Here is a 269-nt window from a genome sequence, read left to right on the forward strand (position 1 = left end):
CGATAAGGCCGCGCCCGCGAAGCGCGATGACACTCGCCACGCGCAAGACGCGCGTCCGCCGCGCGAGAGGCATCGAGCCGAGCGACCGGACGGCGGCGCGCCGACCAAGCCAGCCGACACGCGCAAGCACGACGCCCAACGCGCCCAGCATCGAAACGAACGGCCCGCGCCCGTCGCGCGCCGCGAGCCTGTCGCCCCCGGACGAGCCGCCGAACGCCCGCCCGCACCGCGCGAGCCTCGCGAACCGCGTCCACCACGCGCACCGCGCG

The 269-nt window shown here is 77.3% G+C and carries 1 protein-coding gene; it reads left to right on the forward strand.

The annotated features are described in order from the left end of the window. Window positions 1-26 precede the first annotated feature (26 nt). The coding region (locus tag NCS03_RS31035) for a hypothetical protein (RefSeq protein ID WP_250530512.1) at window positions 27-269 on the forward strand (243 nt) is incomplete at its 3' end.

Source organism: Caballeronia sp. ATUFL_F1_KS4A (assembly GCF_023630905.1).
Taxonomy (GTDB): domain Bacteria; phylum Pseudomonadota; class Gammaproteobacteria; order Burkholderiales; family Burkholderiaceae; genus Caballeronia; species Caballeronia zhejiangensis.